Below are 25,128 nucleotides of genomic sequence, written 5' to 3'. Positions count from 1 at the left end.
AGCTATGGATGCCGAAGTGAAGCAAATCTCGAGAGAGTTTTTGGACGACACGGAAGTGAAACGGTTGATCGCCCTGAGTCAATCCGGGGACAACGCTGCTAGAGACCGGCTGGTGAACTGCAACATTCGACTTGTCTGGTCCGTCGTGCAGCGGTTTATGAATCGGGGATACGAACCCGAGGATTTGTTTCAAATCGGCTGTATCGGCCTGCTGAAGTCGGTGGACAAGTTTGATCTCAGCTATGATGTGAAGTTTTCTACGTATGCGGTGCCGATGATCATCGGGGAAATTCAGCGGTTCCTGCGCGATGACGGGACGCTGAAGGTCAGCCGTTCATTGAAGGAGATGGCGAACAAGGTTCGCAAGAAGAAGGATGAACTGTCCAAACAGCTGGGCCGGCTTCCAACCGTCAAGGAAGTTGCCGATGAGCTGGGTGTTACACCCGAGGATGTCGTGTTTGCCCAAGAGGCGAACAAACCGCCGGCATCCATTCACGAAACCGTATTTGAAAATGATGGCGATCCGATCACACTGATGGATCAAATTGCTGACGAGACCCAGGAGCGCTGGTTCGACAAGCTGGCGCTACATGAAGCGATCGACGGCTTAACCGACCGGGAACGTCTTATCGTGTACCTTAGGTACTATCGCGACCAGACCCAATCAGAGGTGGCGACCCGGCTTGGGATATCCCAGGTTCAGGTGTCCAGGCTCGAGAAAAAAATATTGCAAAGCATTCGCGACCAGATCGCGCAATGAAATGGGCAAGCCCTTCGGACAGCGTCAGCCTTCAACGGCGCGCTGAACCGAGGGGCTTGTGTATTGATACAGACCGCGCTTAAACATAATGCTGGAGCACTACTCCACCGTAAATGAACGCCGCTACGATGACAATGGCTGGATGGATTTTACGGCGCTCCATTGCCCAGAACGCGATGGCTGCGATCACCAGCGTCTGCCAGATGCCGATCGTGCCCATGGGCTCCTTGGCCATCTGCCACGTGAGGGTGATCATCATAACCGCAATCACCGGCTGCACGAGCAAGGTCATCCCTTTGACGATGCTGGATTGGCGGTATTTGGCAAGAAGGCGCAGCAGCAGAATGAGGCCAATTGCTGAGGGCAGCACGGTGCCTATCAACGCGAGTCCAAGGCCAACCCAACCGCCGACCTCAAAGCCTACGTAGGCGGCGATTTTGGTAGCGATGGGGCCTGGTAAGGCGTTACCGAGGGCAAGCATATTGGAAAATTCCGCATCCGACAACCAATGGTAGTGGGGCACGATCTCCTGGTACATTAACGGGATGGAGGAGGGGCCTCCACCATAGCCCAACAGATTGGCGATCAGGAAGCCAATCAACAAGTTCAGCCAATCAATCATAGATGATCTCCTTCCCGGTCCGGCCGTTTCCGCTTGTTGCGGAAACGTGCGATCGCTCGGAAATGTACAGCCCCATAGCCAAGGAACAGCACGATCACGAGCGCTGGATGAACTTCTAAGATCTCCAGCAGCAATAGAGCCAGAAGCATAAACAGAATGCCGGCGATGATGCCGAGGCCTTTGATTCCTTTTTTCGCAAACTCATAAGCCATCACTCCGAGCATGACGGCGATTACGGGCGAGACAGCGGCGATCATGCCTTTTACGACGCGAGACCCCGCTAGAAGATTTACAGCTGAGAGCAGCAGAAGCATCGCCAGGACACTAGGTAAGATGTGCATGATCACTGCATAGGACGCGCCCAGGATCCCCCTGCGTTTATAGCCCAGGTAGGCAGCCATCTTCGTTGCAATAGGGCCGGGCAAAGCGTTAGCAATGGCGAGAATTTCGCCAAACTCTTCATCACCCAGCCACTGATAACGCTTGACGGCATCGTGCCGGATCAAGGGGATGACGGAAGGCCCGCCACCGTAACCTAACACGCCGGTTCTAACCATGGATACACCTAGGTCCATATAATCTTTCAGATGAGGTTTCAAGCGGTTCCCTCCTTTGTACTTAAGTTACCCGACTTCGTCCAATCCTAGAATAACCAATCAATCCTATTATAGAGGCAAGGGGAGGAACGCGGTGAAAAATGTGCATTAATACATCAATACGGTTCTGCGGTGATTGCATCCATGTACGTGGTTTGTTGCATCCTATATAATAAAGAGCGTTGATAACAATACCAAAATTGGAAGCAAGGGAGATACCAGAACATGAGTGTACATATCGCAGCAAAACCGGGAGAAATTGCCGAAACGATTCTGCTGCCTGGAGATCCGCTCCGGGCTAAATTTATCGCCGAGACGTATTTGAGCGACGTCATCTGTTATAACGAAGTGCGCGGCATGCTTGGCTTTACCGGAACGTATCAAGGAAAACGAATTTCCGTTCAAGGGACCGGCATGGGCATCCCATCGATCTCAATCTATGTGAATGAGCTGTTGAAGGAATACGGTGTCAAAAATCTGATCCGCGTGGGAACATGCGGCGGCATGCAGCCGCATGTACATGTGCGTGACGTGATTTTGGCTCAAGCTTCTTGTACCGATTCAAGCATGAACCGTCATGTCTTTAGCGGTTACGACTTTGCGCCGATTGCGAACTTCGAGCTGCTGAAGGCAGCATATGAGCGCGGTGTGGAGAAAGGGTTGAAGCTGCATGTCGGTAACATTTTCAGCTCGGATATGTTCTATCGCGACGATACAAGCGTAACTCAGCTGCTGATGAAATACGGCGTGTTAGGCGTTGAAATGGAAACCACGGCCCTCTACACCTTGGCTGCCAAATACGGCGTGAAGGCGTTGACGATTCTAACCGTCAGCGACCATCTGCTGACGGGCGAGGAGACGACGGCGGAGGAACGGCAAACGACGTTTAAGCAAATGATGGAAGTGGCTCTGGATACGGCAGCATCGCTGTAATCCCAGAACCATCGAATTAAGCATGGGAACGGATGCGTGAGCATACGTCCCATGCTTTTTTTGCGTGCAAAGAGTAAGAGTAAAGCCTCTCCTCCCTTGGCATACTATGGGCAATACGCTAGTGGAAGGGTGGTCAGCATGGAGAATGAGTCTGCGTCCATCGTCTATTTGCGTCTGCGCAAGCAAGTCGGGCTTCCCGCTGGGGCGCCGATTCGGCTGCGGGACGTAGCCCGTGTGCTGGCAGAGCCGGAGCTGGAGGGCAAGCTGCTGGAGCTGGAGTTGGACCGGCCGGAGCAACGGGATGGGAATCTGATCGTGATTGATACGCTGCGGGTCATTTCGGCGATTCAATCGAAGTTTCCCGGGCTGCGGATTGAGTTGCTTGGCGAGCCCCATGTACTCGTGGAAATGATCAAAGCCGAGAAGAAACCGTCTTTGCTGCTGTTTGCCTTAGTTTGGCTGCTGCTCTTCTTCGGAGCGGCCTTGACCATCATGAACTTTCACGCCGACGTCAGCATGCCCGAGGTTCAGGTCCGAATCGTGGAGATGATCACGGGGGAGAAGGACGAGCATCCTTACCTGTTTCAAGGGGCCTATTCCGTAGGCATCGGTTTTGGGATGATCGTCTTCTTTAATCATTTATTTAAGAAAAAATGGAACGAGGAACCCACCCCGCTTGAAGTCGAAATGTTCCTCTACCAGGAGAACCTGAACCAATACGTCGTTGCCGAAGAGTTAAAGAAAATGCACCGTGCCGACTCGTCGGCGAAGCGAAACTGATGTCACCACTAGCTGCGGGGTTGGCGATCTTCCTAGGCCTGGCCGGCGGTGTGGCCATTGGCAGCGGCGTGATCGCTTTATTTATCGTGCTGGACATGATTCCGCGCCTAGCCCAGGTGACAAATTCCTATGACAAGGTGCATTGGTACGAAGGGGCGATGATCGCCGGAGCGGTGATTGGTACGGTAGCGGACTTCTGGGACTGGAAGGTGGCTGGGCCATGGCTGATTACCGGCATCGTTGGTTTGTTTAACGGCGTTTTTGTCGGGATGTTGGCGGCGGCTTTGACCGAGGTGCTGAACGTGCTTCCCATACTTGCCAAGAGACTGCATATGCAGCGATACCTGTTTGGCTTCTTGCTCGCGATGGTGTTTGGCAAAATGGCAGGCTCCCTGTTTGAGTGGTTTATTTACAGACCGTGATTTGAAGAAACGGAGGTAGATCTGGATGGAGCAAGATACGCAGGATATGATGCAGGACGGAATGGATCAGCCGCAGGCGATCCCGGATTTCGTACCTGAGGAAGAAGAAAATTTTCTGCAGGAGAATTATCCGGAAGAGGAAGCGATTCGACGAAAACGCGAATCGGAGCGGTCCGACAACGTTGAGGAGTCGGTGATCTATTGGCAGCAAAGCGATGCGATCAGCCGCAGTCTGACGACAACCAAGCATACGCTGAAGGAAGTCATCGGGGCGGGGGAGAGCTTCGACGTTGTATTCCGTGAAATGACTTATGGCGGCAAACGCACCTGCTTGGTCTTCATTAATGGATTTGCAAGCACCGAAGCCATGCAGGAGATCATTAAGCGGTTGACGTATTTGACGCCGGAGAATTTAACAACCGGAGCGCTCCGCTCCTTCTTCGAACTCTATATACCTCATGTTCAGGTAGAAAAAACAGAGAAGCTCAGCGATGCCATCAATAAAACGTTAGCCGGCATGAGCGTGCTGTTTATTGAAGGCGAGCAAACCGCGCTGATTATGGATACCCGGCAGTACCCAACTCGTAGTCCGGAGGAACCTTCGCTGGAGCGCGTCGTCCGCGGCTCGCGGGACGGATTCACGGAGACCTTGGTGACCAACATTACCTTGGTTCGCCGTCGGCTACGTGACCCGGGACTGAAGTTGGAAATGGTCAGCGTCGGCCGCCGGACCCGCACCGACGTCTGCATCGCCTACATCGATGATATCGTCGATAAGACGCAAGTCGATTCAATCCGAGAAAAAATTAAAGCCGTGAACATCGACGGGATACCTCTCGCGGACAAGCAGTTGGAGGAAGCGATCATTCACCGAGGCTGGAATCCATATCCGCTGGTACGCTACTCGGAACGGCCGGATGTCGTTGCTTCGCATTTGCTTGAAGGCCGGGTTGTCGTGTTCGTGGATACATCGCCCAGCGTGATGATTTTGCCGACGACCTTTTTTGATCTTTGCCAGCATGCGGAAGAGAACCGGCAAACCCCATTCATGGGGACTTACTTACGTTGGGTTCGCTTCTTTGGGATATTCGCCTCGCTCTTTCTGCTGCCCATTTGGCTGCTGATCGTTGTTCATCCCGAGTTCAAACCGGCGGGGCTTGCCTTTATCGGACCTCAGGAACAAGGTAAAATCCCTCTTATTGCCCAATTCCTATTAGTCGAGTTTGGTGTTGATTTGATGCGGATGGCGGCTGTGCACACGCCAACGCCGCTGGCCTCCGCGATGGGCTTGATCGCTGCGATCTTGATCGGCGATATCGCCGTACAGACGGGGTTATTCGTCAACGAGGTTGTTCTTTACATGGCGGTAGCGGCTATCGGGATGTTTGCAACGCCAAGCTATGAGCTGGGGCTGGCCAATCGGATCGTGCGGCTCGCATTGCTTGTGGCCGTGGCGATATTCGGCGCACCTGGGTTTGTAGTAGGGGTTACGGCGTTTATCGTATGGCTGACCCTGCGCCGCTCGAATAATTCGTCCTACTTGTGGCCGTTTATACCTTTTAATGCAAAGGCGATGGCCGGGGTAATTTTCCGCGTTCCAGTCTTGACCTCCAAGCAAAGACCGTCCTCCAACAAACCGCGGGACAACACGCGAATGCCGGGCAAAAAGTGAGGCCTGGGCTTGTTTAACAAATAACACAAATGATAATCCGAAAAATCCATTTTTCAGTTTCCCGGTTGTTTGCTATACTGGTGTAAAATTGTGAAAGTGGAGGACTGCATAGATGTATTTACACGGTACCAGCAAAATTAATGCAAAAGGCCATCTCGAAATCGGCGGCTGTGATACGGTCGAGTTGAAGCAAACCTATGGAACGCCGCTGTATGTCGTAGATGAAGCTCTTGTGCGGCAAAGATGCCGTGAATATATGGATGCTTTCCGTGCATCGGGCCTGTCTTTCCAGGTCGCTTATGCCAGCAAAGCATTCTGCGTCATGGCGATGTGCCGGCTGGCCGAGGAGGAGGGCTTGTCCCTGGATGTTGTCTCCGAGGGTGAATTGTATACGGCCCTTCAAGCGGGATTTCCTGCGCAGCGAATCCATTTTCATGGCAACAACAAGACGCCAGATGAATTGGAGATGGCAATTTCCGCCGGGATTGGCTGTTTCGTAGCGGACAATTTTACGGAGTTGCATATGCTGCAGGCGCTTGCCGCTGAGAAAGGCGTTACGGTGAATGTCCTGCTGCGCGTAACACCAGGGGTGGAAGCCCATACGCATGAATATATTTCAACGGGTCAGACGGACTCGAAGTTCGGGTTTGATATCGGCAACGGTTCGGCATTGGAAGCCGTTGATTTGGCTAACCGCAGCTTGAATTTGCAATTGCTTGGCGTGCATTCGCATATCGGCTCGCAAATTTTTGAGGTGGAAGGGTTCCAGTTGGCCGTTGAGCGTGTTGCGGCTTTTGCAATGCAGGTGAAGGATCAGCTTGGTGTGACCTTCAAGGTGGTTAACCTGGGTGGCGGCTTTGGCATTCGTTATACGGAAGGCGACACGCCGTTGAAGGTGTCTGATTACGTAGGAGCGATTACGGATGCAGTGAAACGGGAGTTCGCGAATTATCCGCAGCTTCCGGAAATTTGGGTTGAACCGGGTCGGAGCATCGTTGGTGATGCCGGCACAACGCTGTATACGGTAGGTACAAGCAAGGATATCCCTGGCGTGCGTAAATATGTGGCCGTTGATGGTGGGATGACGGACAACCCACGTCCGGCGCTGTACGGTTCGAAATATGAGGCAATGTTGGCCAACCGCGCCAACGATGCCAATGAGGAGACCGTGTCGATCGCCGGTAAATGCTGCGAAAGCGGCGATATGCTGATCTGGGACGTAGAGCTGCCGAAGGTGAACAGCGGCGATCTGCTCGCCGTATCTTGCACCGGTGCGTACAACTACGCGATGGCCAGCAACTACAACCGGATTCGCCGTCCGGCCGTCGTATTCGTGCAAGACGGACGCAGCGATCTCGTCGTGAAGCGCGAGTCGTTGCAGGATCTGCTCGCTTGTGACGTGATTCCAGAACGGATTGCGAAGCAGCCATCGCTGAAATAAGCAGGAACTTATGTAACAGCAAGGCCTGAGAGGGAGCGAATTGTCGTTTCCTATCAGGCTTTGTTTTGCTTGTATGCGGATTTTCTAGTAAACTGTAAGAGGTTTGTCCTAGACGTTGATGAAGAAGGGTGTGTATACGATATGAAAAAAGGTAAAATCGTTTTGGAAAAAGGCGGAGAAGTCGAAATTCAGTTCCTGCCTGAAGAAGCTCCTGGAACGGTCGCAAACTTTGAGAAGCTGGCCAACTCCGGATTTTATAACGGACTTACGTTCCATCGCGTGATCCCAGGGTTTGTTGCACAAGGCGGCTGCCCGATCGGCAACGGCACAGGCGGCCCAGGGTATACGATCAAATGCGAAACGGATACCAATGTGACGAAGCATGAGCGCGGGGTCTTATCGATGGCCCATGCCGGCAAAGACACCGGCGGCAGCCAGTTCTTTATCGTCTATGAACCGCAGCCGCATTTGGACGGCGTGCATACCGTTTTCGGTAAAGTGACATCGGGGATGGAGTACGTGGATCAAATTCGTCCCGGGGATAAAATGAAAGAAGTTACCGTCTGGGACGAAGCTTAATTTAATTCGCAAACTTAAAAGGGCCCTCGCTATGCCAAGTTGGCATGAGCGGGGCCCCTTTTTCGTTGGTTTAGGAATTTCTTTGGTGGGCGGCTTCGTCTTTCACTTCTTCACGGAAGCCCTCGATGGCGCGCAGTCGTTTCTCGTTCTTCTCCTCGATTTGCTGCTTCTCCTGAGGGGAGATTTCATCAGCATGCTCGCTGAGATAATCTTGTCCTTCACGGAAGTTCTTAATCGTGTTTTGGATGTTGCGTTGAATCTTTCTCACATTGTCGGAGCGATTATCCGGTTTTGCCACGTTCATTCCTCCTGAGAAATAGAATTGGTTATCGATATCGTTCTTAAGGTTGGCTCTTTGGGCCAGTTTTTATGCACTCTGCAAGAACCGCGAGGAAGAAGGGGATTGGTGCTGTGACAGGTGTGCTTGATTTTTTACAAAATTAGTGCTAACATTCGTCTTGCAGTCATGCAAAATCTAATAATTAGCAATCCTTCGGGGCAGGGTGAAATTCCCTACCGACGGTGATGGCTCATTGGACGGTCCGTTCGATGAAGCACAAGTCCGTGACCCGCAGTGCTTACGTAAGCATGCGGCTGAGCCGGTGAGATTCCGGGACCGACAGTATAGTCTGGATGGGAGAAGGAAACGCGAGAGCACATACGTTATTTTATTTGCGAAGGTGTTCGTACCTAAAGAGCTTCAAACGATCAAGTTATATTTTTCACATACCTTGGGTGGTGAAGAGTCTTGACGTTGCCAAGCTTTCGTTTTGGTCTATTTGTCGTTTTGTACGATTTTAGGGGCGTGTTTTGGCGACAGTGGGTAGACGAAAGTGCTCTTTTTGATAGGCGTAAAACTACTCTCATGTTCAGCCCTGCCGGATTGCGGCAGGGTTGTTTTTGTATTCTTCGCTTCACGGATTGGCGTAAGGAGGACCGCGGATGAAGGTGATTGACGACGAATATTACATGGCGCTGGCGTTAGATATGGCGGAGCGCGCACAAGGACAAACCGGGACCAATCCAGTCGTTGGTGCCGTTGTCGTGAAGGATGGGGCCTTGGTTGGGCTGGGCACGCACTTGAAGCGGGGGACTCCGCATGCCGAGGTACATGCCTTGAACATGGCCGATTCCCAAGCAGAAGGGAGCACCGTATATGTCACCTTAGAGCCTTGCAGCCATCACGGACTGACCCCGCCTTGTGCCAAGCGATTGATTCAGGAGAAGGTGCGGCGCGTCGTAGTTGCCTGTGAAGATCCGAATCCGCTGGTTGCCGGCAAAGGCATTGAAATGCTGCGTGCTGCCGGAATTGAAGTTGAAGTGGGTGTGTTGCGTGAACGAGCTTTGAAGCTGAATCGCCGCTTTATTAAGTTCATCACGAGAGGCATGCCTTATGTGACGATCAAATCCGCCAGCACGCTGGATGGGAAGCTTGCAAGCCGGACAGGGGACAGCAAGTGGATTTCCAATGAGAAAGCGAGAGAAATCGTCCACTCGATGCGCCATCAACACCAAGCCATAATGGTGGGCGTTTCGACGATCCTGGCGGATGATCCGCAGTTGACTACCCGATTATCCGTTCCGGGGCTGTCGCCCATTCGCATCATTGCGGATTCAACGCTCCGCATTCCTGAGACGGCCCAAGTCCTGCGGGACGGGCAATCTCCCACTTGGATTGTGACGACGGAACAGGCCGATCCGGACAAGGTTGAACGCCTCACTCGCCTTGGGGCGGAAGTTCTCCGCTGCGGCAGCGGCCCGCAGGTTGATCTGCGGAATGCGCTTGTTCAAATCGGTCAACGCGGGATATCTTCTATCCTCGTTGAAGGTGGCGGACGACTTAACGGTTCGCTGCTGGAACAACAACTGGTGGATGAGATCGTACTTTTCCTAGCCCCTAAGCTGATTGGAGGCGTGGATGCCCCTGCAAGTTTTAACTTCGCCGGATATGATCTCATGCGGGATGCGGTGACCTTGCGCGACATGGAAGTCGAACAAATCGGGGATAATGTGTGCATCAGAGGAGTACCGGTCTGGGTGCAGGTGAAGGAGGGAGATCACTAATGTTTACAGGACTTGTGGAAGAAATCGGCACTATGAAATCGATCAGCCGCAAAGGGGAAGCCATGATTCTGAACATTGCGGCAAAGGTAGTTACCGAAGGCATTAAGCTGGGTGACAGCATCTCAGTGAACGGCGTCTGCTTGACCGCCACGTCGTTTGATGCTTCCTCCTTCTCGGTTGACGTGATGCCGCAGACGTTCCGCAACACCAATCTGAAGGACTTGAAACCCGGCAGCCGTGTGAATTTGGAGCGGGCCATGGCGGCGAATGGACGCTTCGGTGGACATATCGTACAGGGTCATGTCGACGGCGTCGGCACGATTGTTGGTACGAGTCAGGATCAGAATGCGGTTGTGTTTGAAATTCGACCAAGCAAGCCTTCCTTATTCAAATACATTATTCCTAAAGGCTCCATCGCCGTGGATGGCATCAGCTTAACGGTGGTCGAAGCGGAAGGCGGGACGTTTACGGTATCTATCATCCCGCATACGTTAGCCGAGACGGTGCTCGCCTTTAAGCGGGCAGGAGATACAGTGAATCTCGAATGCGATGTGCTGGGAAAATACGTGGATCATCTCCTCAAGTACGGCAGAGGCGGCCAAGATACGGATGAAGCGAGCGGCGGCGAGTCGGGAATTAATCTCCCGTTTCTGGCTGCGAACGGATTCGTGTGAACCTACGAAATAACGTCTCTAAGTTCCGTTACATCGGACGATCAACATTTATTTTAAGGAGGGGAATGTGATGAGTGACATTGTATTAGACCGGGTCGAGGAAGCAATTTACGAACTAATGCGCGGGAAGGTCGTTATTGTCGTCGACGACGAAGACCGGGAGAATGAAGGAGATTTCGTGGCACTTGCGGAAAAGGCGACGCCCGAAGTGATTAACTTCATGATCACGCAAGGCCGCGGACTGGTCTGCCTGCCGATTACAGCGGAACGGGCAGAAGAGTTGGATTTGCAGCCGATGGTGGCGCAAAATACGGATAATCACGGGACGGCGTTCACCGTCTCCATTGACCATAAAGATACAACGACGGGGATCTCGGCATATGAGCGGTCGTTAACGGTAAAGGCGATCATGGATCCCAATGCCAAGCCGTCGGACTTCCGCCGTCCAGGACATATGTTCCCGCTAATCGCCAAGAAAGGCGGCGTGCTGCGCCGCGCTGGACATACGGAAGCCGCGGTTGATCTGGCCCGGATGTGCGGGGCCTATCCTGCTGGCGTCATTTGCGAGGTTATTAAGGAAGACGGGACGATGGCCCGGCTGCCGGATTTGGTGGAGATCGCCAAAACTTATGATCTCAAGCTGATCAGCGTCAAAGACCTGATCCATTACCGCAATGAGAAAGAGAAATTGGTGAATCGCGAAGTGGAAGTTCGCATGCCAACGGATTACGGCGAGTTCCGCGCTGTCGCTTATACAAATGATGTGGATAATAAAGAACACGTTGCGCTTGTCAAAGGAGAAATCAACGGCGATGAGCCGGTGCTGGTGCGGGTGCACTCTGAGTGCTTGACAGGGGACGTGTTCCACTCTCACCGCTGCGATTGCGGTCCGCAGTTTGAAGCCGCTTTGCGCCAGATTGAGGAAGCTGGCAGAGGCGTGCTGCTATATATGCGACAGGAGGGGCGCGGCATCGGCTTGATTAACAAGCTGAAAGCCTACAAACTGCAGGAACAAGGCTTTGATACGGTGGACGCCAACCTGAAGCTTGGATTTCCGGCAGACCTGCGCGATTACGGAATTGGGGCGCAGATTCTCAAGGATCTGGGTGTCCGCAAAATTCGCTTGATGACCAACAATCCACGTAAAATCAAAGGCTTGGAGGGCTATGGCCTGGAGGTTGTCGAACGGGTACCTATCCAAATGAAAGAGAACGAGGATAACACCAAGTACTTGCATACCAAACAAGCGAAATTAGGGCATTTGCTCAAATTTGACGATGTGGAGCAGGATGAATCCTCCACTCGCGTTTAAAGGCGAAGCAAACTCCCTCTTAGCAATGATCTAACTCTACTAATAGAAAGGTTTGATGAATCATGGCAAACGTATTTGAAGGGCATTTAGTATCGGACGGGTTAAAATATGCGATCGTGGTCAGCCGCTTTAATGAATTTATTACAAGCAAGCTGCTTTCCGGCGCCTTGGATGCATTGAAACGGCATGGAGCCAAAGAGGAAGAAATTTATGTCGCCTGGGTACCGGGGGCATTTGAAATCCCGTTTGCGGCACAGAAGCTGGCGGAGAGCGGCAAATACGATGCAGTCATTACGCTGGGTACGGTCATCCGCGGTTCCACCACTCATTATGATTATGTCTGCAACGAGGTTTCCAAAGGCGTTGCTGCCGTTGGCCTTAAAACCGGCGTGCCTACGATCTTTGGCGTCGTAACGACCGAAAATATCGAGCAGGCGATCGAACGTGCCGGAACGAAAGCCGGAAATAAAGGCTGGGATGCCGCACTGGCAGCTATCGAAATGGCGAACTTGACGAAACAGCTGCAATAATGCTTATCTTAATGTAGTACCCCTGAGCCGAAGGGGTACTACATTTTTCTTTTGCAACAACCGATTTTTAAGGTAAACTTATGTACATACATGTTTGCTTACGGGTGGAGGATGTTCATTGACGACAGTAACGTATAAGCTGGAAACCTTCGAGGGGCCGCTGGATTTGCTATTGCACCTGATCGATAAAGCCGAGATTGATATCCATCAAATCTCCATCAGTGAGATTACCGATCAGTACCTCGAATATTTGCAAGACATGCAGGAGCTTGAGCTGGAGGTCACCAGCGAGTTTCTGGTCATGGCTGCGACGCTGCTGTCGATCAAGAGTAAGCAGCTGCTGCCGAAACCACCCGTCATCGAAATGGACGATGATTTCGATTACTTGTTTGAGGAGGAAGAGGATCCTCGGGACGAGCTCATCCGCAAGCTGATCGAATACCGTAAATATAAAGGGATCGCTGCGCATTTGCATGAACGCGAATGGGAGCGCAGCTTGATTTTCTCGAAAGAACCGGAGGATCTGACGCCGTTTATGCCGGAGGTGCAGGAGAACCCTGTGAAAGGGCTGCATGCTGCTGATTTGATTGCCGTCTTCCAGAAGGCGATGCGTCGGGCAGCCAAGCGCAACACGGTGGCGCGGATTCACCGCGACGAAATTTCCGTTAAGGACCGGCTGAAGGAAGTCGTGTCCGCGTTCGAGCATGTGGGGAAAGGCGGCAGGTTGCTCTTTTCCAAGCTGCTGCATACGGAGATGAGTCGGCACGAAATCGTCGTCACGTTTTTGGCCGTGTTGGAACTGATGAAGATGAAGCAAATCGTCTGCTATCAGAACCGGCTTTTCGACGATATTGTTATGGAGTGGAGAGGGGAAGGAAGTATCGATGAATTTTCAGGAATTGAAATCGATTATTGAGGGGTTGCTCTTCTTGGCAGGTGAGGAAGGCTTAAGCCTCAAACAGCTGGCTGAAGTGACGGAGCAGCGGCAAGAGGTGGTGTCCGATGCCTTGCTGGATATGAAATCGTCCTTCGAGCGAGCCGGCAGAGGACTGCAAATCGTGCAAATCGCCGGCAACTACCAGTTGGCGACGCTTCCGGAGCATGCCCCTTATTTCGAACGGCTGGCTTATTCGCCTTCGCGTTCGACCTTATCCCAGGCTGCGCTTGAAACGTTATCGATTATCGCTTATCGTCAACCGATTACTCGGGTGGAGATTGAGGAAATCCGGGGGGTGAAATCCGAGCGGGCGATTCATTCCCTGGTCAACAAGGATTTAATTGAAGAAGTGGGCCGCGCTGAAGCGATCGGGCGTCCGATTTTGTACGGGACCACCAAAGCGTTTCTGGACTATTTTGGACTGGCCAGCCTAAAGGATTTGCCGGACTTGGCCGATTTCGAAAGTGCCGAGGAGCTGGAGGAGGAGACGCAGCTCCTGTTCCAGCGCTTAGAGGAACAACAGCTGACGTTTGATGATGTAAATCAGGATTTTGTTGCAAAGGAGGAGGAGTCACCGGGGGAAAATCCCGATGATATGGAACCAGGGAATTTATGAGGACATTTGCCTGGTAGGCGGTTGAGCGAGGCGCCAGCCTCGCCTGACTTCGCGATGTAATCACCAGTGTTGCAGTGTCCGTCCATTTTACAAACCATATGGCAATCCATGACCCCACCTGCTCATCACCAATCTCTCTAAAAAGCCTCCCACCGCATTGCCGCTTACATAACCCCCATCACCCGGCCAAGTGTGCTCGGGTAATTTTTTCGCTCAATTAAGTCATCGCAATTGCCGATAACCGGCCAAACAGTTCGTTGTCGAGCACTTTGCTTAAAACGTGAAACGTATCGAATGATTTCCTTTTGGAATAGCCATACTACGATGGAGTATTTTATCTGATAGGTATGGAGGGCTTTCCCGTGTGGATTTGGCTCGGAGGCATCCTGATCCTGCTGCTGCTAATAGCTGCCTTGATTTTGCTGTCTACCATTACGTTCAATTTGACCCTGCGCAAGAAAAATCGGGATGACATGGTGTTGCTGGAAGTTACGATGCTCTATGGCTTTGTTCGCTTACGTTACCAGGTACCTACGATCCGGATTAAAAATTGGCGTGACGGTGTGCAGATCGAGAAAAATCAGCCAGAGAACGTGCTGCAAAAGGAATCCACCAGCGTCGACCACGAGGTGAACAAAGACAAGGTCGAGCAATGGATGGATCAGTTCGAACGTTTGCTTCAAGCGACCAGCGGGCTACGGGTCTGGCTTCAATCCACACTTCGCCGCGTCTCCTTCCGCAAGCTGGAATGGTCAACGAACATCGCGTTAGAGGATGCGGCCCATACCGCGACGTTAACGGGGGCACTATGGGGAGTTAAAGCGACGATTGTTGGCTGGCTTACTCGTTATATTTCTTTGAAGCAGAGACCTAAATTGTTTGTCGTTCCTGTATTCGGCAGCAAGCCGTTATTTTCCACGGAATTGCGCTGCATAGCGCAAATTCGCTGCGGTTATGCTATCTATGCTGGACTGGTACTTATAGTTCGCGTGCTAAAAGTGAAGGGAGGAGTTAAGAAATGGCTGACCATCCTATTAAAGGGCTAATGCAAACCGCTATGGAAAACATCAAGGAAATGGTTGATGTCAACACGATCGTGGGTGAGCCGGTCGAAACGCCGGACGGCAGCGTGATTTTGCCAATCAGCCGCGTGGGCTTCGGTTTTGCTGCCGGGGGGAGCGATTTTATTGTTGATGATGAACACAATAAATCGACTACAGGCTCTTCTGAGAACGGCACTGTCCGCCCGTTTGGCGGCGGTAGCGGCGGCGGGGTGTCGATTAATCCGATCGCGTTCCTCGTCGTAGGGAAGCCGGGCGTACACATTGTGCCGCTGGATAACCAAACACATCTTGTCGAAAAAATCATCGATACCGTACCTGGTATTATCGACCGAATCCAGTCCATGTTCCCGAACCAGAATGCAACTGCGAATGCAGCGATGGCAACAGCACAAGCTGCCCAGATGCAGGAATCGGCCGTCCGAACCGGCATCAATCCTTTTGCATAACTGCCTTTTGACCGTTGATCCTTTCCGGGCTGCCGGGAGGGGTCTTTTTCTTGATTTCAGGTGGGACATACTCTCTTGCAAAATTGCATATAAGTAAACAAGTACCTGCTATAGTACCTGTTACCGGAGGAATCAACTTATGAAGAAAGATTCACATGACCGCAGATTACGCACCTTTTGCTGCTTATTGGCCGCGGTTTTGCTGTTCGCCTGGTTGAATCCGCAGGCTGTACAAGCTGCTCCCGATGCGCCCTCGATCCATGCTCAGGCCGCTGCGGTCATTGACGTGACCTCGGGTCGCCTGCTGTACAGCTTGCACGGAGATGACGAGCTGCCCATCGCCAGTTTGACCAAGATCATGACCGCCATCGTCGCGATCGAGCACGGCAATCTGTCGGATATGGTTAAGGTTGGAAAGAACGCATACGGGAAGGAGGGCTCATCCCTCTATCTCCATTTAGGGGAAGAGATGAGTCTGGAAAATATGCTATACGGGCTGATGCTCCGTTCAGGCAATGATGCCGCGACCGCGATTGCGGAGCATGTGGGCGGCTCGGAAGAAGGCTTTGTTTATTTGATGAATGAGAAGGCCAAGCTTCTCGGATTAACGCATACCCATTTTCAAAATCCGCATGGTTTAGATGCCGAAGGGCATTATTCTTCAGCCAACGATTTGGCCAAGCTGACAAGCTATGCATTGAAAAATCCGCACTTTAAGGAGATCGTTCGAACACCCAGCAAAACCGCGCCAAACCCCAATGATCCGTGGGATTATAAGTGGTTAAACAAGAACAAGATGCTGCGTTTCTACGACGGGGCAGACGGCGTGAAAACCGGCTATACGAAGACGGCTAGACGTTGTCTGGTGAGCTCCGCGACCCGCAATGGACAGCAAATCGCCGTCGTCACATTAAACGACGGAGATGATTGGAATGATCACCGCAAGCTGCTGGATTACGGTTTTGCGAACTTTCCTCTGACGACGTTGATCGGCAAAGGGCAAGCGATTGAAAACGGTCTGGTGACCGGGGCGGATTTCAAATATGCGCTGGCCCCGGAGGAAGTCGGTCAAGTTGAGAGAAGGCTGAAGTTAGCAGAGGTGCGAACAGGCTCGTTTGGTTATCGCGGACGAATCAGCGTTCGATTAAATGGAGAAGAAATCGGCACGGTGCCGGTGTACGATAAGGCCAGCTACAATCCCGCCATCATGGGCAACGGGAATGAGCCGAATGTCGGCGGAGTCTATGGATCCGCCTCGGAACATCAGGTGATTCAATGGCCTTCTGATTGGTCTGCGGCGTTAAAGAAGGTGCTGCAAACCTTACTGTTTGACATTTGACGTGGAGTTAAGGGAGATAGGCAGGACTGGGCAAAGGAGGGGAAGAACGAATGGTCAACAAAATTTGGCTTGCACTAATTTTGATTGGGTTTCTCTTTGCAGCCATTAAGGGGGATATCGGTACGGTGACGCAAGCGGCGTTTGACGGGGCTGCGACCGGCGTAACCGTATGCTTTGGATTAATCAGCGTGTTGGTGTTTTGGCTTGGGATCATGCGACTGGCGGAGGATTCTGGCCTGGTGAAGACGATCTCCAAGCTGCTTGGACCGATTGTTGCTTATTTGTTCCCCGACGTGCCGAAGAACCATCCGGCGATGGGGTATATTTTATCGAACATGAGCGCGAATTTACTTGGCCTTGGGAACGCAGCTACGCCGATGGGAATCCGCGCCATGCAGGCGTTGCAGGAGCTGAACCCAGACAAACAAACGGCCTCCCCGGCCATGTGTACCTTGCTGGCCCTGAACACTGCCAGCATTACGTTGATTCCCACCACGTTGATTGCGATCCGCATCAACTTCCATTCTGCGAATCCGGCAGAAATCGTGGGGTCGACGCTACTTGCGACAGCCATCGCCACAGGGGCGGCTATCGTCGCTGATCGCTGGTATCGCAGACGGAACACGTATCGTACACCACCGCAGATCTCGGCGCCACCCGATATTTCGCTGAAAGGGTGAGGCATTTTGCTCGATTGGGTGAATCTTATTTCGGCTTGGGCCGTACCGGTGATGATTGCCTTTATTCCGCTTTATGCTTATTTCAAAAAAGTACCGGTCTATGAGTCGTTTGTCGACGGAGCGAAGGATGGGTTCTCAACCGCCATAGGGATCATCCCGCATCTGGTTGGTATGATGGTGGCGATCAGCGTGTTCCGCGCTTCCGGAGCGCTCGATTTCTTTGTTGGTTGGATGACGCCCTTTCTATCCTGGCTTCATGTTCCGCCGGAAGTGCTGCCGCTTGGGTTTCTTCGGCCTTTGACCGGAACGGGCTCATTGGCCTTTACAACTGACCTGATCAAAACCTATGGTCCAGATTCGATGATCGGCCGGATCGCTTCCACTATTCAAGGAAGTACCGATACAACGCTCTACGTTTTGACGGTGTATTTCGGGGCCGTGGGGATCCGGAACGGCCGTTATGCCTTAAAGGTTGGATTATTTTCGGATGTCGTTGGCTTTATCGCTGCGATCGTCGTTTGCTTGCTCTTATTCGGTTAAATAACTACATACCTTTTATGATCGTTGAACCGCCTGCAGCACTTCGCTGATGGGGCGGTTTTTGCGGTTTATGGGGGCTGCTATTGTGATTTTTCCATGAGGTGGGTATCATGTGTATGAGGTGACTAATGCAAATATGGAAAGATTACAGAAAATTTTGGCCGCTGCCGGTGTGGCATCGCGCCGTAAATGCGAGGAATTAATTCTAAGCGGCAAGGTTCAAGTCAATGGTGAGACCGTTACGACGCTGGGCACGAAAGCTGATCCGTCCGTGGACGTGATTACCGTTGAGGGCAAGCCAATCGGCGCGGAGAAGAAGCTGTACCTGATGTTCAATAAACCGAAAGGCGTCATCACGAGCGCTTCCGATCCCCAAGGCCGGAAAATCGTCACCGATTACTTAAAAGGAATCAAGGAGCGGGTTTATCCAGTAGGCCGGCTCGACTACGATACGGAAGGTCTACTGCTGCTGACCAATGACGGAGAATTTGCGCATTTGCTGACGCATCCAAAGCATCATGTACCGAAGACGTATCTGGCAACGGTCAAAGGGGTACCGCATGGTACAGCGCTGGACAAGCTGAAGCAAGGTGTGATGCTGGAGGATGGGATGACGGCACCAGCCGAGGTCGAGTACTATGACATTGACCCGGAGGAGAAGTACGCAACCATCTCGATCACGATTCATGAGGGCCGAAACCGTCAAGTGCGCCGCATGTTTGATGCAATTTCGCACCCGGTGACACGGCTCAAGCGAATTTCTTTTGGTGATTTGGTTCTGGGCAACCTCAAACGCGGTCTGTACCGCCATTTAACCAAAGAAGAAGTCGACAGCCTCTACAAACTCGCTCGCACTACTACTCCCCACACTCCTAAGCGCTAGAAATGTGGTGAATCGTGGTAAAGAAGCGGTGAATTTGAAGATGAAGCAACTGTAGATTTTAAGGAACGATCAGTATCCGTTGACCTTCATAAGAGTGGAAAATGGCATAGTGTGAAATGATTCTGGAGAAACGGCAGTGGTCGCCTTTGTGAGCGGATTTCACCCTTAGTATGAGTTTAGGATATCAATGAAATCCGCGAGCAGCAGCGATCGTAAGAACATTTCACACGTCGCCCCAACCCATGAGCTCCTTAGTTCAATTTGAGATTATCCATCCGAAGATATCCCCCTCATTTCTTGCGCGTCACATAATATTCATATTTCCCCGGGCTGAAACTGCGGCAATTTTCGTTATAATGTTCATAGAGTGTTCACGAATTGTTCAACACTTCATGACAATTTTCATAGAAAGGAAGTTAACTATGGGGAAGGCGAGACGGCCGATCCAAATCGTCATCTTGCTGTTGATCGTCATCCTGGGCGGATATGCGATCGGGACTGCAGTGTCCGGCGGTGAGGCCGATAAACCTAAGCAAGGCGGGAATCCTCCGGCGTTTAAACTGCTCGGTTTGGATGGACAGGTACATACGTTAGACGACTATAAGGGCAAATCGGTGGTCTTAAACTTTTGGGCTACCTGGTGCACCTATTGCGTCAAAGAAATGCCTGCATTACAAGCCCAATGGGAAAAATGGCGCGATCAAGGCGTCGTCGTTCTAGGCATCAACACGGGCGAAGACGAGATGACCGTACAAAATTTCGTCAAGCAGACAGGTGTGGATTTTCCCATTTTATATGATTCCAACAATACGACAACGCGCGATTACGGCATCGTGCCGATGCCAACGACGTTCTTTATCGGCAAGAACGGCAAAATTACCTCCATTCATCAAGGCGAGCTGAATTTGGATACGTTGGATGACCAAATCAGGCAGCTGGTGGGGCTTTGACGTCGAGAGGAGGACATAATCGGTGATTGAAAACACAAAATGTGAATGCGGCCACCAGAACCGGGTGGGGACCGTATTGTGCGAAGCCTGCGGCAAACCGCTGCTTGAGGAGGATCAGCAGCAAGGCGGGCTTTTGGAGATGCGTTATGACGGGGTTGCTCGGCGCTCGCAGCGGGCCAATCCCAATTTTATTGATCGGGTCTGGAACTTCTTCTCCTCCGTCAAGGTCGCGATTTATTTGATCATCATCACCTTGATTGGTGCGATGTTAGGGACGATCTTCGAGCAGGAGAGCAACTTCATTAATTTTGACCCTTCAACCTATTACAAGAACAAGTATGGAACGATCGGCGAGATCTATTACCGACTGGGTTTGTCCCATACGTATGAGTCCTGGTGGTTTATTCTGCTGCTGGTGATGATCGGTGCTTCGCTTGTCATCTGCAGTCTGGATCGGGTGCTTCCGCTTTACAAAGCGCTTTCAAAACAGAAAGTGCGCAAGCATCTGGCTTTCCTCACCCGTCAGAAAATCGTGTATCAAGGGGAAATCAATGAAGATGGCGAGGAATGGGTGCAACGTGCCGTTCAACCGCTGCGGAAGAAGTATTACCGGGTTTATACAGATGGCAGCGCCTTGCTGGCAGAGAAACAGCGGTTTAGCCGCTGGGGCCCTTACATTATTCATATCGGGCTGATCGTTTTTCTCTTGGCGGTACTGTTCCGCGGATTGCCGGGGCTGCATCTGGACAAACATTACTGGTTCCCTGAAGGCGAAATTACGCATATTCCCGATACGAACCTTTATTTGAAAAACGAGAAGTTTTCGGTTGAATATTACAGCGAGGACGAAATGTCCGAGGATTTTAAAGCGAGAGGGAAGGTCGTACCTAAGCTGTTTGAAACCCAAGCCGTGCTGTATGAATGTACAGCGGATTGCGACGATCCTTCCAAAGAGCCGCAGCTTCGCGAAGTCAAGCGACATGCTATTCGGGTGAACGATCCGCTCAGTTACAAAGGACTACAAGCGTATCAATTTGATTTTGATCTCACCCCGAAGCTTAGATCGGTGCAGCCCGCTTTAGTAGATGTCAAGACCGGAGAATCCTACGGCAAGTTCAAATTGGACATGAGAAATCCAGAGCGTGAGTATAAAGTAGGCCCTTACCGGTTAACGCTGCAAAATAAGTATATGGATTTTTCCCTGAACGACGAGGGAAAGCCGGTATCCATTTCCGGCGAGCCGAACGCGCCTGCCTTTTTATTTTTGATCAAAGGACCGGATCTTCCGGAGGATGGCGCACAGTACATTTATTTCCCTAAACAGATTGACAAGGAGCGGTTCCAGCAAGATGCGATTAACGAGCAGCTTGGAGGCGTGCAATCGAAGCTGCGGCTGGACGTCCTTGGGATGGAAGACGTCGACTTTATCGAAGCGTCCAGTTATTTGAACATCCGGGTCGACCGGGCGATGCCGTTCGTTTGGGTGGGCCTTGGGATCGTGATGCTTGGACTGGTCATTGGATTTTACTGGCAGCATCGCCGCATCTGGCTGCGTGTTGATGGCCGCCAGCTGACGCTGGGCGGACATACGACCAAGAATTGGTTTGGCATGCGCCGCGAAGTTTCCGCATTCCTCCAATCGATGGGGGTTGAAGCGGATGAGAAGTCATTGGAAAATAGGGGGAAACATCCATGAACTTTTTGGAAATCAGCAGAGTCGCATTTATGACGGCCTTTTTGCTTTATTGTGCGGCTTTTATTTTTTATGTGGTGGCTGTAACCGGCAAGACGTGGCGCAATCGCGACCCGAAGCGCCATGAGAAAAAATGGGGACGCATTTCATTTGCCGTTTCCTCGCTTGGGTTGCTCTCGCATTTTGTCTATTGCGGAACCCGCTGGGCGTACAGCGGACATGTACCCGTCAGCAACATGTACGAATTTATGACGTTCTTGTCTATGATGATTATGGTGGCTTTCACCATCGTTTTTATCATTTATCGCAAAATATTACTGGGAATGTTCGCCCTCCCGCTGGCGATTATTATTATGGCGTACGCTGCGGTATTCCCGCGGGACGTTCAGCCGTTGATTCCATCGCTGCGTTCCATTTGGCTTTATATCCACGTGACGCTGGCGGCTACCGGCGAGGCGTTCTTCGCCGTTGGTTTTGTGGCCGGGTTGATGTACCTGCTGCGGGCCGTTGATTTTAAGGCGACGGACAAGGCAGGCCGCCGTCAAAAATGGTGGGTTGAATTTACGCTTTTTTCTATTATTATAGTATTGGGCTTCATTGTTTCCGTCTTTGCCTTCCGGGCAGCCGGATATGAAGCTGTGTTCGTACAAAATCAGACAACGATTGACACCCAAGTGGAGCAGAATAGTACAATAGAAGATAAAGAAGTTTATAATCTGCCACCGATCGTTGGTCCGCATCAAAGTGAGCCGGAGCACATTCAGCCGTTCCTCGGGATGAAGAAGCCTTTGTTTGATGCACCTTCCTGGATGAGAGGGGAAACGGCCGGCCGTAAACTGAATACAATAATTTGGGCAATACTAACAGGTATCGTGCTTTATTTGCTGCTCCGGTTAATCTTGCGTAAGCCGCTTGGCACCGCGTTATCTCCTGCAGTACGGGGCATCGACCCAGATGATTTGGATGAGATCAGTTACCGGGCAATTGCGATCGGATTTCCCATCTTTACGCTGGGGGCGCTCATATTTGCCATGATCTGGGCGCAGCAGGCTTGGGGCAGATTCTGGGGTTGGGATCCGAAGGAAGTATGGGCGCTGATTACCTGGCTATTTTACAGTGCTTACCTCCACTTGCGCTTATCGCGCGGCTTCCAGGGACGCAAGTCTTCGTGGCTGGCTGTACTTGGATTTCTTGTGGTGATGTTTACGCTGGTTGGGGTAAATCTGATCATAGCGGGGCTGCACTCTTACGCGGGTACCGATTAACTCAGGCAATAATACCATATGGACTGCTCAACTGATTGGGTAAGATGATGAAGGGGTTGTTGTTAAAATGTCAGATCAAGCAAACCGCATTCTGGTAGTCGATGACGAGGAGCGGATTCGCCGGCTGCTAAAGATGTACTTGGAAAAAGAAGGCTACGAAATCGATGAAGCCGAGGATGGGGAGACTGCCCTGAAGTTGGCGACTTCCAACGACTATGGTTTGATCTTGCTCGACGTCATGCTTCCGGGGATTGACGGCGTCGAGGTCTGTAATCGATTGAGACAAGTTAAAGCAACACCGGTACTGATGCTGACGGCCAAGGGAGAGGAAATTAACCGTGTACAGGGCTTTGAAGTTGGAGCGGACGATTACGTCGTGAAGCCGTTCAGCCCACGCGAGGTCATCTATCGGGTCAAAGCGATCATGCGCCGTGCTTCCGCTACGGCTTATTTGACGAAGGAAAGCGGAACTAGCAACAATATTGTGTTCCCTCATCTCGTGATTGAACATGATGCCCATCGGGTAACTGCTAACGGGCAGGAGGTCAGTTTGACTCCCAAGGAGTATGAACTGCTGCATTATCTGGCTGTTTCGCCGGATAAGGTGTTTTCCCGGGAAGAGTTACTGAAGGATGTATGGAACTACGAGTTTTTCGGTGATTTGCGTACGGTGGATACCCATGTGAAACGGCTTCGGGAGAAGTTGAACAAGGTGTCGCCGGAGTCCGCTGCGATGATCACGACCGTATGGGGCGTCGGATACAAGCTGGAGGTTCCAAAGTAAGTGAACTTCTGGAGAACGCTCGTTGGTAAGCTGTGGATTACGATTATTTGCTTGGTAGCTTGCGTCCTGATGTTAATGGGACTGTTCCTGCTGCCATACATCGATACGAACTTTACAAACTCCGGAGCGGTCAAACGGTTATTTGTGATCGTCGCAATGATCGGATTTTCGCTCACAACGTTTTTTGCTTTGTTTCTGTTCACGAAGATTACACAGCCGATGCAGCAGCTGATTCGGGCTGCGGATTCGGTGCGCAAAGGCAAATACGACACGCGTCTGTCTCTGCGCACGAGTGATGAAATCGGTGAGCTTGCCATCACGTTTAACCATATGGCGGAAGAACTGGAAAATACGATCCGCAGCTTAAAGCACGAGAAGGAACATCTTTCCAGCGTGCTTAGAAGCATGAATGATGCGGTAATTACATTGGACCGCGAGGGTGCTGTCATTTTGACCAACCCGCCGGGTGATCGGTTATTACAGCTTTGGGGAGATCTGACAGAGGAGAGCGAGGAAGATATACCTGCCTCTGCTAACGAAAAACAGATGGTACCGAAGCCGCTCTTTCCGTTATTCCGTCGTTTGCTTGATCAAGAGAGCGACCAGAAGATGAACGTCCACGTTATGAAAGGGGTATGGTCCGTACATATGGCGCCGCTGTCCTCAGACGGTGAGGTTCGCGGAGCCGTTGCCGTACTTCGGGATGTAACCGAAGAAGTGAACTTGGAGAAGATGCGCCGCGATTTCGTGGCGAACGTGTCTCATGAAATTCGGACCCCGCTCTCGATGATGCAAGGGTACAGTGAAGCGCTGCTTGACGGCATGGCTTCTTCGCCGGAAGAGAGCGCGGAGCTCGCCCAAGTTATTTATGACGAGTCCCTGCGGATGGGACGGCTCGTTCGTGATTTGTTAGACCTGGCTCGGATGGAGGCAGGTCATACGGATATGGTTATGCGCAGGGTCGACTTTCGTGAGTTGGCAGAGAGGGTGGACCGCAAATTTCAGGTCCGAGCCAAGGATAACGGGGTTGAGCTTGTGTTGGAGCTGGAAGACGGGGAGCTGCAGCTGCAAGCCGATGAAGACCGTTTAGAACAGGTGCTGACCAATTTGCTGGACAATGCTTTCCGGCATACGCCGGAAGGAGGGAAGGTGACGGTCAAGGCTTCCATGGAAACCGGCGAAATGGGCAAGCAGCTTCACGTCGCCGTATCGGATACCGGTGTAGGCATTCCGAGCGAAGATTTACGGTATATCTTCGACCGCTTCTACAAAGCCGACAAAGCACGGGTTCGCGGTGAGAATGGCGGGACGGGATTAGGTCTTTCGATCGTCAAAAATATCATCGCAGCTCATCAAGGTTCCATTTGGGCCGATAGTGAAATTGGCAAGGGCACCGTATTTCACTTCTTGCTTCCTGTCGAATCGGGACAATCTACGTAATCACAAAAAAACATCCTTCGCGAAGAAGGATGTTTTTTTGTTGAATGCCGCAGATAAATCTTGTTCATCGTGGAACAATGATTGATTTGACGGCGGAATGAATATT

General features: G+C 51.6%; 27 protein-coding genes and 1 riboswitch. Of the genes, 24 read left to right on the top strand and 3 right to left on the bottom strand.

The annotated features are described in order from the left end of the window. The first annotated feature begins 4 nt into the window (after positions 1 to 4). On the top strand, positions 5 to 760 hold the full coding sequence (gene sigF / locus PBA01S_RS00265; RefSeq protein WP_009225823.1) for an RNA polymerase sporulation sigma factor SigF: 756 nt from the start codon (positions 5 to 7) through the stop codon (positions 758 to 760). Positions 761 to 839: 79 nt separating this feature from the next. Here sigF and chrA read toward each other — a convergent pair whose 3' ends face one another. Further along, positions 840 to 1,382 carry a chromate efflux transporter ChrA gene (gene chrA, locus PBA01S_RS00260; RefSeq protein WP_016311743.1) on the bottom strand — a complete coding sequence of 181 codons (543 nt, stop codon included), beginning with the start codon at positions 1,380 to 1,382 and terminating at the stop codon, positions 840 to 842. Continuing rightward, entirely contained in the window at positions 1,379 to 1,957 is a 579-nt protein-coding gene (chrB, locus tag PBA01S_RS00255) for a chromate efflux transporter ChrB (RefSeq protein ID WP_028538351.1), read from the bottom strand. The genes chrA and chrB overlap by 4 nt, the downstream gene beginning before the upstream one ends. 246 nt (positions 1,958 to 2,203) lie before the next feature. Here chrB and deoD point away from each other — a divergent pair, with 246 nt between their 5' ends. The 6 genes from deoD to PBA01S_RS00225 all read left to right on the top strand — a co-directional run bounded on the left by deoD (position 2,204) and on the right by PBA01S_RS00225 (position 7,805). Continuing rightward, a complete protein-coding gene (deoD, locus tag PBA01S_RS00250) occupies positions 2,204 to 2,911 on the top strand; it encodes a purine-nucleoside phosphorylase (protein WP_009225826.1) in 708 nt (235 codons plus the stop codon). 138 nt (positions 2,912 to 3,049) lie between these two features. Next, complete coding sequence (locus tag PBA01S_RS00245; RefSeq protein ID WP_085278504.1) at positions 3,050 to 3,691, top strand: stage V sporulation protein AA; 642 nt, start codon at positions 3,050 to 3,052, stop codon at positions 3,689 to 3,691. Beyond that, positions 3,691 to 4,113, top strand: coding sequence for a stage V sporulation protein AB (locus PBA01S_RS00240; protein ID WP_016311746.1), 423 nt, complete (start codon positions 3,691 to 3,693; stop codon positions 4,111 to 4,113). The genes PBA01S_RS00245 and PBA01S_RS00240 overlap by 1 nt, the downstream gene beginning before the upstream one ends. A gap of 46 nt (positions 4,114 to 4,159) precedes the next feature. Then, positions 4,160 to 5,785 carry a spore germination protein gene (locus PBA01S_RS00235; protein ID WP_371859485.1) on the top strand — a complete coding sequence of 542 codons (1,626 nt, stop codon included), beginning with the start codon at positions 4,160 to 4,162 and terminating at the stop codon, positions 5,783 to 5,785. 112 nt (positions 5,786 to 5,897) lie between these two features. After that, positions 5,898 to 7,226, top strand: a complete 1,329-nt coding sequence (lysA, locus tag PBA01S_RS00230; RefSeq protein ID WP_028538347.1) for a diaminopimelate decarboxylase — start codon at positions 5,898 to 5,900, stop codon at positions 7,224 to 7,226. Between the two features lie 141 nt (positions 7,227 to 7,367). Next, positions 7,368 to 7,805, top strand: coding sequence for a peptidylprolyl isomerase (locus PBA01S_RS00225; protein WP_016311749.1), 438 nt, complete (start codon positions 7,368 to 7,370; stop codon positions 7,803 to 7,805). A gap of 70 nt (positions 7,806 to 7,875) precedes the next feature. On the opposite strand, the gene tlp is transcribed toward PBA01S_RS00225, so the two are convergent. Further along, positions 7,876 to 8,103, bottom strand: coding sequence for a small acid-soluble spore protein Tlp (tlp, locus tag PBA01S_RS00220; protein WP_085169679.1), 228 nt, complete (start codon positions 8,101 to 8,103; stop codon positions 7,876 to 7,878). Positions 8,104 to 8,290: 187 nt separating this feature from the next. Then, a riboswitch (FMN riboswitch) is annotated at positions 8,291 to 8,454 on the top strand. 293 nt (positions 8,455 to 8,747) lie between these two features. On the opposite strand from tlp, the gene ribD reads away from it, so the two are divergent. The 17 genes from ribD to PBA01S_RS00135 all read left to right on the top strand — a co-directional run bounded on the left by ribD (position 8,748) and on the right by PBA01S_RS00135 (position 25,022). Next, positions 8,748 to 9,869 (top strand): bifunctional diaminohydroxyphosphoribosylaminopyrimidine deaminase/5-amino-6-(5-phosphoribosylamino)uracil reductase RibD, encoded by a 1,122-nt coding sequence (gene ribD / locus PBA01S_RS00215; protein ID WP_028538346.1) that lies wholly within the window; start codon positions 8,748 to 8,750, stop codon positions 9,867 to 9,869. Beyond that, on the top strand, positions 9,869 to 10,543 hold the full coding sequence (gene ribE, locus PBA01S_RS00210) for a riboflavin synthase (protein WP_028538345.1): 675 nt from the start codon (positions 9,869 to 9,871) through the stop codon (positions 10,541 to 10,543). Before ribD ends, ribE begins: the two co-directional genes overlap by 1 nt. Positions 10,544 to 10,613: 70 nt before the next feature. Then, the gene (locus PBA01S_RS00205; RefSeq protein ID WP_028538344.1) at positions 10,614 to 11,855 is read left to right on the top strand and encodes a bifunctional 3,4-dihydroxy-2-butanone-4-phosphate synthase/GTP cyclohydrolase II; all 1,242 of its coding nucleotides are present in this window, start codon (positions 10,614 to 10,616) and stop codon (positions 11,853 to 11,855) included. Positions 11,856 to 11,917: 62 nt separating this feature from the next. Next, the gene (gene ribH / locus PBA01S_RS00200; protein ID WP_009225836.1) at positions 11,918 to 12,385 is read left to right on the top strand and encodes a 6,7-dimethyl-8-ribityllumazine synthase; all 468 of its coding nucleotides are present in this window, start codon (positions 11,918 to 11,920) and stop codon (positions 12,383 to 12,385) included. A 118-nt stretch (positions 12,386 to 12,503) separates the two neighbouring features. Then, positions 12,504 to 13,301, top strand: a complete 798-nt coding sequence (locus PBA01S_RS00195) for a segregation and condensation protein A (RefSeq protein WP_016311754.1) — start codon at positions 12,504 to 12,506, stop codon at positions 13,299 to 13,301. Further along, positions 13,270 to 13,938: an SMC-Scp complex subunit ScpB gene (gene scpB / locus PBA01S_RS00190; RefSeq protein ID WP_009225838.1), complete on the top strand. Its 669-nt coding sequence runs from the start codon at positions 13,270 to 13,272 to the stop codon at positions 13,936 to 13,938. Before PBA01S_RS00195 ends, scpB begins: the two co-directional genes overlap by 32 nt. A 362-nt stretch (positions 13,939 to 14,300) precedes the next feature. Beyond that, complete coding sequence (locus tag PBA01S_RS00185; protein ID WP_085278507.1) at positions 14,301 to 14,984, top strand: DUF2953 domain-containing protein; 684 nt, start codon at positions 14,301 to 14,303, stop codon at positions 14,982 to 14,984. Beyond that, complete coding sequence (ytfJ, locus tag PBA01S_RS00180; protein ID WP_127575065.1) at positions 14,957 to 15,448, top strand: GerW family sporulation protein; 492 nt, start codon at positions 14,957 to 14,959, stop codon at positions 15,446 to 15,448. Before PBA01S_RS00185 ends, ytfJ begins: the two co-directional genes overlap by 28 nt. A gap of 139 nt (positions 15,449 to 15,587) precedes the next feature. Further along, positions 15,588 to 16,787, top strand: a complete 1,200-nt coding sequence (locus tag PBA01S_RS00175; protein WP_085278508.1) for a D-alanyl-D-alanine carboxypeptidase family protein — start codon at positions 15,588 to 15,590, stop codon at positions 16,785 to 16,787. A 50-nt stretch (positions 16,788 to 16,837) separates the two neighbouring features. Then, positions 16,838 to 17,467, top strand: coding sequence for a nucleoside recognition domain-containing protein (locus PBA01S_RS00170; RefSeq protein ID WP_127575064.1), 630 nt, complete (start codon positions 16,838 to 16,840; stop codon positions 17,465 to 17,467). A 6-nt stretch (positions 17,468 to 17,473) separates the two neighbouring features. Continuing rightward, entirely contained in the window at positions 17,474 to 18,007 is a 534-nt protein-coding gene (locus PBA01S_RS00165; RefSeq protein WP_009225843.1) for a spore maturation protein, read from the top strand. 136 nt (positions 18,008 to 18,143) lie between these two features. Next, positions 18,144 to 18,890, top strand: a complete 747-nt coding sequence (locus PBA01S_RS00160) for a pseudouridine synthase (RefSeq protein WP_036624368.1) — start codon at positions 18,144 to 18,146, stop codon at positions 18,888 to 18,890. 422 nt (positions 18,891 to 19,312) lie between these two features. After that, entirely contained in the window at positions 19,313 to 19,840 is a 528-nt protein-coding gene (locus PBA01S_RS00155; RefSeq protein WP_016311761.1) for a peroxiredoxin family protein, read from the top strand. Positions 19,841 to 19,862: 22 nt separating this feature from the next. Beyond that, positions 19,863 to 21,536 (top strand): cytochrome c biogenesis protein ResB, encoded by a 1,674-nt coding sequence (gene resB, locus PBA01S_RS00150; protein ID WP_085169675.1) that lies wholly within the window; start codon positions 19,863 to 19,865, stop codon positions 21,534 to 21,536. Then, positions 21,533 to 22,798: a cytochrome c biogenesis protein CcsA gene (gene ccsA / locus PBA01S_RS00145; RefSeq protein ID WP_016311763.1), complete on the top strand. Its 1,266-nt coding sequence runs from the start codon at positions 21,533 to 21,535 to the stop codon at positions 22,796 to 22,798. Before resB ends, ccsA begins: the two co-directional genes overlap by 4 nt. A gap of 67 nt (positions 22,799 to 22,865) precedes the next feature. Then, positions 22,866 to 23,582 (top strand): response regulator transcription factor, encoded by a 717-nt coding sequence (locus tag PBA01S_RS00140; RefSeq protein WP_009225848.1) that lies wholly within the window; start codon positions 22,866 to 22,868, stop codon positions 23,580 to 23,582. After that, complete coding sequence (locus PBA01S_RS00135; RefSeq protein WP_028538338.1) at positions 23,583 to 25,022, top strand: ATP-binding protein; 1,440 nt, start codon at positions 23,583 to 23,585, stop codon at positions 25,020 to 25,022. It begins immediately after the preceding gene. The last annotated feature ends 106 nt before the right edge of the window (positions 25,023 to 25,128 follow it).

The sequence above is a fragment of the Paenibacillus barengoltzii NBRC 101215 genome, from assembly GCF_004000745.1.
GTDB lineage: Bacteria > Bacillota > Bacilli > Paenibacillales > Paenibacillaceae > Fontibacillus > Fontibacillus barengoltzii.
This window is presented reverse-complemented; position numbering and strand designations above follow the sequence as displayed.